Origin of the sequence: Kribbella sp. NPDC051586, from assembly GCF_044453965.1 — a bacterium.
Taxonomy (GTDB): Bacteria; Actinomycetota; Actinomycetes; order Propionibacteriales; family Kribbellaceae; genus Kribbella.
Map to the genome: position 1 here is coordinate 20065 of NZ_JBITDF010000005.1, position 11760 is coordinate 31824.

Genomic DNA, 11760 nt, shown 5'->3' on the forward strand with positions numbered 1-11760 from the left:
GCATCGGCCGCGGGCGGGCGGACCTGCGTAGACGTAACGGTCTGCGCGGACCCAATGTTACGGGAGAATCACTCTCCGAGTTCGTAGATCACGACCTTGCCGATGCTGTGTCGGCGTACGGCGAGCTGGTCGAGGGCGGGCGAGATCGGCCCGTTGCGCGCGTCGGCGTACAGCCAACGGACGCCGTACTCGTCGCGCATCCGTCGCAGTACTTCGGGGGTCGGTGCGGTGAGGGCCTGGTTGGTGAGGGAGACGCGGTCCGGCCACGGCGACGGCTGCTCGGTGTAGCGGCGGCCGCCGTCGCCTTGCTCGGCCATCGCCTGGTTCGTGTACGCCCAGCCCTCGATCAGCGTGCGACGGCCGGCGATCCCGCTGATGACATAGCCACGCGTATCGCAGCCCGGCGCAGTGGAACCGGCGGGGCGGCACCACGTGTTGGTCGCAACGACATCGGTCGGTGCGGAGTTCTGCTCCAGCCAGAGCGCCGCCTCGGCTTCATCCGGGTAGACCCACCATCGCGCGGCCCGATAGGTCGGCGCCTTCTCGGTGTCTCCTCGTACGGCGCTCTGCAGGAACGAGCTGATCGGTGCCGTCGACAACAGCACGAGGACGACGAACATGCCGCCACCCGCCTGCCGGAAGAACAACCGCCACGCGGCGACCAGTACGAGCGTGAGGCCGAGGACGACGAGCAACATCCGCGTGCTCAACCACAGCTGCCGGCCGGTCGAGGCCGCCGGCACACCACGGGCCCAGACGAGCAGACCGCCGTACACGATCGAGAGCGCGAAGGCGGCGATCGCTATCGGGATCGGCCGACGGGCGGCCCGCGCGCTGGTCGCCGCGAACCATCCGGCGCCGGCCAAGCTGAACGGCGCGGCGGTGTAGACGAAGTACGACTCGCTCACCGACGGATGGTCGATCAACAAGTAGCCGGCCCAGCCCGCGATCATCGCGCCGAGCAGGAACCACGCGACCGGATCCTTGCGACCGACGACGCCGAACCCCGCCCAGGACATCGCCTGCAGAGTCAGCAGGAGACCGAGCAGCAGGCTCAGCGTGCCGATCACATGGCCGTGCGCGAGCGCCGGGAGGATCAGTCCGCCGGCACCTGGTTGGGTGGTGTCTCGGGTCGCCGCCGCGTAGACGGGCAGCGACTTCAGTACGGCGAGGAACTGCAGTCGCGATCCGCTGGTGCTTCCGGCGACTGTCAGGAAGGTCAGTGCACCTGCCAGGAGCAGTACGGCCGTCGTACCGATCAGTCGCAACGGAAGTCGTCTCGTCGTGACCAGCAGGTAGAGGGCGGCAAGGCCGACCGCCGCGACCAGCAAGGGCAGCACAGTGGGCTTTGACCCGCCGCCGACGACTGCGACCGGCACGATGAGCAGCCAGAGCCATCTGCTGCCGCCCTTGAACAGCAGCTCGATCAGGAACACAGCGACCGCGACACCGGCGACCATCCCGAACGTCTGCGACGGACTGAGCAGACTGACCGGTGGCGCCAGGTTCACGCTTGTGTCGATCAGTAGGAACAGCTGCGGCGCAGCCAACGCCAGGGCCGCGAGTACGCCGGTCCACCACGTGCGGCTGACGGTGCGTGCCAGCGTCGCGCAGACGAGCAGTGAAACAACGAGCCACGGCAGGACCCACAGCCGGAACAGCACGACCGTCGGAGTCAGCCGGGTCGTGTCGACCGCGGCGGCCATGTCGGCGTTCGCGAACCAGTGGTACTCGAGCCGCTCCCCCACCACCTGCGGGATCTCGGGCGGCAGCGATCGGGTCAGCTCGTTCACCATCGACAGGTGGTAGAGGAGGTCCGGGTAGTACGCCTCGCCGTTCGGCGGCATCGGGTGGTACGCCATCACGCCGAACGTCGCCGCGCCCATCATCACCGCTGCGGAGACAGCCAGTCCCCAGGTCCACGCGACCGGCAGCGGTGCGGGGTCTGCGATCCGCCAATACCTGCGGCCGAAGATGGCGAAGCCGGCCAGGACGAGCGCCGGCCAGACGATCAACCAGCGTTGCCAGCCGAGCGCGGTGAAGATCGCCCAGCCGATCAGCTGCCAGGTCGCCCCGACGACCGAGCCGAGGCCGAGGTCCTCGGCCCAGTTACCGGTACTGCGCCAGACCGCGCGGAGCAGTAGCGTCCCGGGGAGCGCGATCGCCAAGGCGAAGTACGCGCTGTACTTGACGAGCGGACCCGGTCCGACGTCGCCCAGCGAAACGAACCCGCCGGCCGCCACCAGGATCGGCAGCAGCCACGGAAGAAACCGCTTCATGTGTCAGACGAGGCCCTGTGATGCTGCGGACTTTGATGCTGCGGACTTTGATGCTGCGGACTTTGATGCTGGGGATGCTGATGCAGGGGCTCCTGATGGCCGTGGTCGCCGAGGCTGTCGTAGCCGACGAGGAACTGCGGTCTGCGCTGACTCGACTGGAACAGGCGCGCGACGTACTCACCCAGCAGCCCGAGACACAGCAACTGGATCGCGCCGATCACGCTGACCGCGAGAACGGTCGACGTCCAGCCGGGGATGCTGCGGCCGGTCAGCTTGATCACCAGCGCACCGACGACGAACAGGCCGGACATCGCACCGCCGAGGAGCCCCAGCCAGGTCGCCAGCCGCAGCGGCGCCGCGGAGAACGCGGTCACGCTGTCGAACGCGAGCCGCAGCATCTTGGAGAAGTTGTACTTCGTGGTGCCGGCGGCCCGCTCGGCGCGGACGTACCGCACCTCGGCGCTCGGGAAGCCGAGCCACGGGATCACCAGGCGGAAGACGCGCCCGTCGTCCGGCAACGCGTTCACCGCGTCCACCACGCGACGCGTCACCAGCCGGAAGTCGGCCGCGTCGAACGGGATGTCCTTGCCGACCAGCCGGCACATGAGGCGGTAGTACAGCCGTGCGCTGGTCCGCTTCGCCCAGGAGTCGCTCGAGCGGTCGGAGCGGACGCCGTACACGACGTCGACGTCCTGGTCCTCGACCGTCTGGAGGAACTCGGCGATGACCTCCGGTGGATCCTGGAGGTCGGCGTCGATGGTGACGACATACTGGCCCCGTGCGCGGCGGAAGCCGGCCGACTGGGCAGCCTGGTGACCGCTGTTGCGGAGCAGGCGGACCACCCGGAGCTGCGGCCAGTCCTCGGCGGCGGCGAGCAGCAGGGCCGCCGTCCCGTCCCGGCTGCCGTCGTCGACGACAAGCAGCTCGTAGGTGATCCCCAGACCGTCGAGCAGCGGGTGCATCCGCTCGAAGAAGATCGGCAGCACCTCCTCCTCGTCGTACATCGGTACGACGACGGAGAGCTCGGGGTGGGGGTCCCGCATCGGGTCACCTTTCGGGTATGAGGTGGCTGACCTTACTAGTGCGCTTACGGGGAGATCGCCACCGCGCCGGTGCGCCGTGGGTCGCCGACGGCGAGCAGGCCGTCGGTCGGGTCCCAGAAGGCGGCCGCGACGCCGCCGAAGTACATGGAGTGCGGCGGCATCGGACGGGTCGGCAGCGCCGTCGAGCCGGAGACCGGTAGGTCGTCCTCGTAGTCGACGACGATGTCCTCGCGGACGCGGACGTGCAGGCGGGGGTGCTCGACGGCTTCGCGGAGCGACAGGCCGCCATGGGTGTAGAGGGCGTAGACCTGGGCGAGCGCGGTCGGGATCCGGTCCGAACCGGGTGAGCTGATCGCGAGCACGGCGCCGTCGCTCTCGCGGCGGGCGACGCTCGGCGCCATGTTCGAGGTCAGGCGGGTGCCCGGGGCGAGGCTGTGCGGACCGCCGTGCAGGAGCTCCTGCTCACCGAGGGCGTTGTTCAGCCAGATGCCGGTGCCTGGGGTGAGTACGCCGGAGCCGTAGCCGGACGAGACGGTGATCGCGCACGCATCGCCTTCGTCGTCGACGACCGACACCGTCGCCGTGCTCGGTGAGGTCAGCGCTCGCAGGTCGCCGGCCGCGGCCAGGTCGAGCAGCTTCTGGCCTTCGAGACGGCGTACATCTTCTTCGTCGAGCTCGGCGAGTCGTCGGCCGAGCACTGCGTGCTGCACGTCGACGAGCCGCTCCAGCTCGGACTGGTTCCAGCTGCCGTCGGCCGGTACGCCGTCGAGCAGCGCGAGCATCGCGGCGGCCGCGACTCCCCCGACGGCCGGCGGCGGGTTGGTGGCCAGACGCCAGCCGTTCTGCTTGACGACCAGGGCCGGGCGGACGACGGCCTCGTACGCGGCGAGGTCCTCGGCGGTGAGGATGCCGTCGTTCGCGGACATGTCGCGGATCAGGAGCTGGGCGAGCTTGCCGGTGTACATCGTCTCGGCGCCCTCGCGGGCGATCAGCTCGAGCGCCTCGGCGAGCTCGGGGATCACGACCGTGCTGCCGGCCTTGATCACCTCGCCGTCCTCGTCGTGGACGACACCGTGGCTGGGTTGGTGCCAGCCGAAGATGATCTCGTGGGTGAAGCCCAGGTAGTACCCCGACGTCCGGCTCAGCGGGAAGCCGTTGCGGGCGACGTCGATCGCGGGCTGGACGACCTCACGCCACGGCGCCTTGCCCGCTCGCCGGTGGGCCAGGTCGAGGGCCTTCATCCCGCCGGGCGTGGCGACCGAGCCGTGGCCGACGGTGGTCGTCGTCCCGCCGCCGTAGTCGGTGGTGATGTCCCAGACGCCCTGGCCGAACCGGTCGCTCGGCAGGCCGCGGCCGGGCATCTCCACCCAGCCGTCGATGGTGACCGCGTCACCACCCGCGACCTGCAACGTGACGAACCCGCCCGAGGCCGGCGACACCACGCCGATCTCGTTCACCATCGTGACCAGGGTGGCCGCGATGGCGGCATCCACTGCGTTGCCACCCTCGGCGGCCACCCGCACCCCGGCCTCGGCGGCGGCCTCGTTCGGCGCCGCCACCGCCACCCTGGGGTGATGGCCACTCATGACTTCAACCGACCCGTTGGACGGCGTTGAAGCGGTCGACGGTGACCTGGACGGCGGCCTGCCGGGCGTCGGCGACCTCGTTCTCCTTCAGGGTCCGGTCCGGAGCCCGGAAGCGCAGCGCGAACGCGAGCGACTTCTTGCCTTCGCCGATCTGCTCGCCGGTGTACACGTCGAACAGCCGGACCGACTCCAGCAGTTCGCCCGCGCCCTCGGCCAGCGCAGTCTGCACGTCCGCCGCGGACACGTCGGCCGCGACGATCAGCGCCACGTCCTCCTTGGCCACCGGGTACGACGAGAAGGGACGCGCCGAGATCGACTCGGGACCGGCCGCGATCAGGGCGTCGAGATCGAGCTCGACCGCGCTGGAACGGGCCGGCAGACCGAACGCCTGGCAGACCTTCGGGTGCAGCTCGCCCGCGTGACCGACGACCTTGCCATCGGGGCCGTCGATGGCGAACTGAGCACAGCGGCCGGGGTGCCACGGCGCGAGCTCGACGTTTGTCACGACCGGCTCGACGCCGACCGCGGACGCGATCAGGCGGGCGATCTGCACCGCGTCGGCCCAACCGGCCGGGCGGCCCTTGCCCCACCACCCGGTCGGGGTCAGCGAGCCGGTCAGCACGACGCCGACGTGCAGCGGCTGGTCCGGGAGAGCGTCGTACAGGGACTGGACCTCGGCGTCGCTCGGTCGGTGCGCGACCGACGGGAGCGGCGCGGGCTTGGTCTCCGCCTTGGGGAGGAAGACCAGGCCGGTCTGGAAGATCGCCAGGTCGGTCGCACCACGGCCGACGTTGCGCTCGGCGGTCCGCAGCAGGGTCGCGAGGAGAGACGTCTGCATCGACGGCTCCTCGTCGGAGATCGGGTTGACGAGCTTGACCGTCCTACGCCGTACGTCGTCGGCCGGGAACCCCATCGCGTCGAAGTCGGCCTCACCCGTGAACGGGTACGACACCACTTCGGTCAGCCCGGCACCAACCAGCGCGGTGGCCATCTTCCGCCGCCGCTTCTGCGGAACGGTGAGCCCCTGCCCGCCCGGAGCAGCCGGCAGGATCGAAGGCACGTTGTCGAACCCGAACAACCGAATGGCCTCTTCGGCAAAGTCATTGGGATCCCGCAGATCCGGCCGCCACGACGGCGGCGTCACGGTGAGCAGATCATCACCCTCGATCTGCGTGGAGCCGATCGTGGTGGTGCCGACCTCGGTCAACGTCGGAGCGTGAACACCGGCAGCCAACGGGGCAGCAACCGCATCCGCCGGAGCGGCCTCCACCGTGCAACCCACAGACTGCAGATGACGAACGGTTTCCTCGAGCGTGATCGGAGCGCCCGCCACCCGCGCCGAGTGGTCGGCTCGGAGGGTGACCGGGGCCGGCGACGGGTGGGTGTCGACGACCGTCTCGGCCGGGAGGATGGTGCCGCCGGCGTGCTCGTGGAGGAGGTCGGCGACGCGTTGGGCGGCGTACCTCGGAAGGCGGGGGTCGACCTCGCGCTCGAACCGGCGTGACGCCTCCGACGACAGCTTGTGCCGGCGCGACGCCCGCGCGATCACGATCGGGTGGAAATGCGCGGCCTCGATCACCACGTCCGTCGTCGCGTCGGAGATCTCCGTCGACGCGCCGCCCATCACCCCGGCGACACCGATCGCGCCGGAGTCGTCGGTGATGAGCAGGTCCTCGACGTCCAGCTCACGGGTCTGGTCGTCCAGCGTCATCAGCTTCTCGCCGGCGTTGGCCCGCCGTACGACGATCTCGCCGGACAGGCGCGCCTTGTCGTAGGTGTGGATCGGCTGACCGACCTCGAGCATCACGTAGTTCGCGACGTCGACCCCGATCGAGATCGGCCGCATCCCGGACGCGAGCAGCCGCTTCTGCATCCACCGCGGCGACAACGCCTTCGCGTCGATCCCGGTCACCGTCCGCGTGACGAACACGCTGCACGCCTCGGCGTCGTCCACCCGCACCGGGTAACCGCTGTCGCCGGAGCCGTCCAGCGTCAGCTCCGCCGGGTCCTTCAGCGCAACGCCGTACGCCGTCGCTGCCTCGCGCGCGACGCCACGGATCGACAGGCAGTACCCGCGATCCGGCGTGACCGCGATGTCGAGCACGTCGTCGGCCAGCGCCAGCAACTCGATCGCGTCATCGCCCGGCGTGGCCTCGCCCGGCTCGAGTACGACGATGCCGTGCGTGCCGTCGTCGCCCAGACCGAGCTCCGCGCTCGAGCAGATCATCCCGTTGGAGACATGGCCGTACGTCTTCCGGGCCGAGATCGCGAACCCGCCGGGCAGCACCGCACCCGGCAGCACGACGACCACGAGATCGCCGACCGCGAAGTTGTGCGCGCCGCAGACGACCCACTGCGGCTCGTCCTTGCCGATGTCGAGCGAGCACCAGCGGATCGTCTTGCCGTTCTTCTGCGGCTCGTCCTCGAACGTGAGCACCTTGCCGACCACGAGCGGCCCGGTCAGGTCGGACTCGTCGACGGTCTCGACCTCGAGGCCGGCCCGGATCAGCTTCTCCGCGACGTCGCGGCCGGTGACCCCGGCCGGGAGGTCGACGTACTCACGAAGCCATGACAGTGGGACCCGCATCAGATCTCCATCCCGAACTGGCGGCTGAACCGCACGTCACCCTCGACCATGTCCCGCATGTCCTCGACCCCGTTGCGGAACATCAGCGTCCGCTCCAGGCCCATGCCGAAGGCGAAGCCGGAGTACCGATCGGTGTCGATGCCGTTGGCCTGCAGGACGCGCGGATTCACCACGCCGCAGCCGCCCCACTCGATCCAGCCCTCGCTGCCACAGGTGCGGCACGGGCGGTCGGGGTTGCCGACGGACGCGCCGCGGCAGACGAAGCATTTCAGGTCCACCTCGGCCGACGGCTCGGTGAAGGGGAAGAAGTTCGGCCGGAGGCGCGCTTCGAGGCCCTCGCCGAACATCGAGACGACGAAGTGGTCGAGCGTGCCCTTGAGATGCGCGAGCGTGATGCCTTCGTCCACCACCAGGCCCTCGACCTGGTAGAAGACCGGCGTGTGCGTGGCGTCGAGCTCGTCGGTGCGGAACACCCGGCCCGGGCAGATCACGTAGATCGGCGGCTTGCGGGACAGCATCGACCGCGCCTGCACCGGTGACGTGTGCGTCCGCAGCACCTTGCCGGAGCCGGCCGGCTCGACGAAGAAGGTGTCCTGCATCTGTCGCGCCGGGTGGTCGGGCTGGAAGTTCAGGGCATCGAAGTTGAGCCACTCGGCCTCGACCTCGGGCCCCTCCGCGACGTCCCAGCCGAGCGCGGTGAAGACGTCCGCGACCTGCTCGGAGATCAGCGACAGCGGGTGCCGGGCGCCGAGCTGGGGAGTGTGCCACGGCAGCGTGACGTCGACCCGCTCGGTGGCCAGCATCTGCTCCTCGTGCTCGGCCTCGAGAACGGCCAGCCGGGACGCGAAGCCCTCGTTGATCGCCTTCCGGGCCGCGCCGATCCGCTGACCGGCTTCCTTGCGGGCCTGCGGCGGCAGCGCGCCGATCTCCCGGTTGGCCAGCACGATCGGCGATTTGTCGCCGAGATGGGTGGACTTGGCCTCCTGCAGGGCGGCCAGGTCGGCCGCCTTGGTAAACGCCGTCAGCGCCTCGTCGCGGGTCCGCTCCACCTCTTCGGCATGCAGCGGCGTCACTTCGACCGGGTCGTAATCAGTGTTGGGACCGGACATGGCTCGCTCTCAATTCGGAACTTCTGCGAATTGCAGTCTAGAAACCCCAACCCCAAGACCGTGAATCGGCTGTCCACAACCCCCTCCCCCACAAGATCAGGTCGGGGAGGATCTTGCTCCCGATTTGGGCCAGGATCCTCCCCAACCTTGCTAGGCGGGAGGGAGGGGGCAGGAAGGGGAGCAGGGGTGGGGGTGGTTGGGCCAGCCGTGGAGGTGGAGGGGCGCGGCTACCTGGGACGCCGCCAGGCATGGCTCGCCGACTATCTGGTATCCGAAGCACAGCGTCACCTTGCCGGTGGTCACGGCGGCGTTGTCCCTGGTCATGTCACGCCAGCGACTGATCGGGTCGGCATGACCCGCGCGGCCGTCGAGCTCGACGATCACGCCGTACGGCGTGTACTCCGAATCGCGATAGACGACCGAACCGCCGTCCGAGGCGCGGACCTGCCGCCGGGCCCGTGGCAGACCATGGGCCCGCTCGACACGACAAAGGTACGTCTGCTCGAGGAACGACTGCACACCTTCGGCCGCCTCCGCCAGGATCCGCTGGAGGACCCGGCGGCCCGGCAGCATCGGGAGCAGGTCCAACTCGGCCAGCAACCGAGCCGGCGTGGTCCGGCGCTGCCGGCAAGCATCGAACAACACCGCGGCCCGCCGGGAGACGTCCTTTTCCGCCGTGGCTGCGATCAGCAGCGCGGGCTCCAGCCGAAGCGCCGGCGGTTCGCGAGCAGAGTGCACGAGGGAGGGCAGGTCACGATGCCGAGAGACGACAACCCCGGACCGCCCACCGACCCGCCGGGAGTGCGGTACTGCGACATGAATCCGGTCGTCCCGGTCCCCGCCGACACCGTTGGCGCGGAGCGCGGTCGCGCCGGTCAGCGCCGCGCCCGGCCCACAGGACAGCCACGCGGCCCACATCCGGGTGTCCCAGAGCAGCGGTCCGGTGAAGTCGGCGTAGACGCCTGAATGGACCCGCTGCAACTGTCGCGCCCGGCACCGTCCCTCCATCGTCTTGTCGGTGATCCCGTGCGCAATCGCCTGTTCCCGACTGAACGCTCCCGCCTGCCGTCGACGCAACTCCGCGAACGACTCCATGCTCTCCATACCCAAGAAGATGCAGTCGTCGCACCCTCCCCGGACGGTCCGATCTTCTCGCTGTGGATGAGAGCCGGCTCAGCCCAGCTTGTGCCTGCCCCGGACGATGGTGCCGAGGACCGCCAGGGCGGCCAGCAGGGCGCCGAGGCCGACCGGCAGGAGGAAGATCGGGTACTCCGACGGTCCTGCCGCACGGTCTTCCAGGATGAGGCAGGCCGCCGCGGCCACGACGTACCCGAGGGCCAGGATCGTGGCGACGACGCCGGCGGCCTGCGCCCATTTCAGTACGAACCGGTGTGATCTCCGCCAGCCGATCGCGAAGGTGACGACGGCTGTCGGGATCAGCGCCAGCGTGCAGGAGAGCATCAGGTTGACGGTTCCCTGGGCATCGCTCCCCCGCAGCATGCGGTCATCGTGTCAGCGCTCAGTGTCAGCGCCCGGTGTCAGCGTCCGATCTCAGTGCATCACGTCGTCGACTGCCGGGGTGGAATCCGGCACCTTGGTCGCGCCGCGAGGCAGCAGGACGAGCGCGACGACCGCACCCGCGACTGCTCCGATCGCACCAACTGTCATGGAAATGGACATCGCGTCGGTGAAGGCGTGCTTGGCGGCCTTGAAGAAATCGGGGCCGAGCGCGAGCGTGTCCGCGATCGACTTCCGGGCCGCTTCCGGGACAGAGTCCGGCAGCGCCGACGAGTACGCCGCGGCGAGGACACTCCCCAGTACGGCGACCGACAGTGCGGCGCCGGTCTGCTGGACGGTGTCGTTCATCGCCGACCCCACGCCGCGGTGCTCCGCCGGAACGGCCTGCATCAGGAGCGTGTACGCCGCCGGTCCGGCCAGGCCACCGCCGATGCCCATCACCAGCAGCCCGATGATCAGCAGGCCGTACCCGGTCGAGTCGGACACCTGCGTCAGGATGCCGAAGCTGCCCGCGATGATCAGCAGACCGAGACAGATCAGCGTCCGGTCCGCGACCTTCTTGCCCAGCGCGGCGCCGAGACCGTTGAACACTGCCGCCGCGACGGCGTACGGAATCAGCGCCAGCCCGGCCTTCAACGGGCTGTACCCGAGCACGAACTGCAGGTACTGCGTCAACGCCAGCAGCAATCCGCCCGCGGTGAACGACAGCAGCACGATCGAGAAGCTCGTCCCACTGAACCGGCGATCCCGGAACAGGGCGAGCGGCACCATCGGATGCTCGCTCCGCTTCTCCCACAGCGCGAACGCGGTCAGCGCGATCACACCGACAGCGAGACCACCAAGCACCCGGGCGGAGCCCCAGCCGTGGGCGGGGATCGACACGATCGCCCACACGATCGATGCCATGCCGACGATCGTCAGCACCGCGCCGACCGGGTCGACGTCGCGCGCCGGGCCCTTCGACTCCGGGATCAGGGCGAGCGTCCCGATGATCGCGAGGGCGGCGATCGGCACGTTCAGCAGGAAGATCGAGCCCCACCAGAAGTGGTTCAGCAGCACGCCGCCGACAGTCGGGCCGGCCACCACGCCGAGCATCGCGACCATCGACCAGCCGGCCATCGCCTTGCGCTGCTCCTCCGGCGGGAACACCGTGAACAGCAGTGACAGCGTGCTCGGCATCAGCAGCGACCCGCCGACGCCCATCAGGAAGCGGCAGGCGATCAGCTGCCACGGGTTGTCGGCCAGGGTCGCCAGCAGCGAGGCCACGCCGAAGGTCACCAGGCCGAGGAGCAGCATCTTCCGCCGGCCGAACCGGTCGGACAGGCTTCCGGCGGTCAGCAGCAGTCCCGCGAACGCCAGGATGTAGGCGTCGATCACCCACTGGATGTCCGCGGGCGTCGCGCCCAGGTCGCGCATCAGCGACGGGATCGCCAGGTTGAGGACGGTGTTGTCGACGACCAGGACCATCAGGCTCAGGCACAGGATCAGCAGGATCCACCAGCGACGCGGGTGCCCGGTCGCTGCGGACGGATCAGCGGACGGATCAGCGGGCGTCTCGGCAGACTCGAACGGTGTACTAGTCACTCGCACACTGTACGACACTCTCGTACAGTGTGCGAGTGGTTAGTAGGATGGGCA

The 11760-nt window shown here is 69.5% G+C and carries 8 protein-coding genes; all 8 read right to left on the minus strand.

Translation table 11 applies throughout. The features are described 5' to 3' along the window. Positions 1 to 68: 68 nt before the first annotated feature. The 8 genes from ACIA58_RS33580 to ACIA58_RS33615 all read right to left on the minus strand — a co-directional run bounded on the left by ACIA58_RS33580 (position 69) and on the right by ACIA58_RS33615 (position 11706). Positions 69 to 2279 (minus strand): hypothetical protein, encoded by a 2211-nt coding sequence (locus tag ACIA58_RS33580; protein ID WP_396407862.1) that lies wholly within the window; start codon positions 2277 to 2279, stop codon positions 69 to 71. Beyond that, the gene (locus tag ACIA58_RS33585) at positions 2276 to 3322 is read right to left on the minus strand and encodes a glycosyltransferase (protein ID WP_396407863.1); all 1047 of its coding nucleotides are present in this window, start codon (positions 3320 to 3322) and stop codon (positions 2276 to 2278) included. Before ACIA58_RS33585 ends, ACIA58_RS33580 begins: the two co-directional genes overlap by 4 nt. A gap of 44 nt (positions 3323 to 3366) precedes the next feature. After that, a complete protein-coding gene (locus tag ACIA58_RS33590; RefSeq protein WP_396407864.1) occupies positions 3367 to 4908 on the minus strand; it encodes a gamma-glutamyltransferase in 1542 nt (513 codons plus the stop codon). Between the two features lie 4 nt (positions 4909 to 4912). Further along, positions 4913 to 7495, minus strand: a complete 2583-nt coding sequence (locus tag ACIA58_RS33595) for a phenylalanine--tRNA ligase subunit beta (RefSeq protein ID WP_396407865.1) — start codon at positions 7493 to 7495, stop codon at positions 4913 to 4915. Beyond that, entirely contained in the window at positions 7495 to 8604 is a 1110-nt protein-coding gene (pheS, locus tag ACIA58_RS33600) for a phenylalanine--tRNA ligase subunit alpha (RefSeq protein ID WP_396407866.1), read from the minus strand. Before pheS ends, ACIA58_RS33595 begins: the two co-directional genes overlap by 1 nt. Before the next feature lie 150 nt (positions 8605 to 8754). Next, on the minus strand, positions 8755 to 9708 hold the full coding sequence (locus tag ACIA58_RS33605) for a type IV toxin-antitoxin system AbiEi family antitoxin domain-containing protein (protein ID WP_396407867.1): 954 nt from the start codon (positions 9706 to 9708) through the stop codon (positions 8755 to 8757). Positions 9709 to 9777: 69 nt separating this feature from the next. Next, complete coding sequence (locus tag ACIA58_RS33610; RefSeq protein WP_396407868.1) at positions 9778 to 10104, minus strand: hypothetical protein; 327 nt, start codon at positions 10102 to 10104, stop codon at positions 9778 to 9780. Between the two features lie 51 nt (positions 10105 to 10155). Beyond that, positions 10156 to 11706, minus strand: a complete 1551-nt coding sequence (locus tag ACIA58_RS33615) for an MFS transporter (protein WP_396407869.1) — start codon at positions 11704 to 11706, stop codon at positions 10156 to 10158. Positions 11707 to 11760 lie beyond the last annotated feature (54 nt).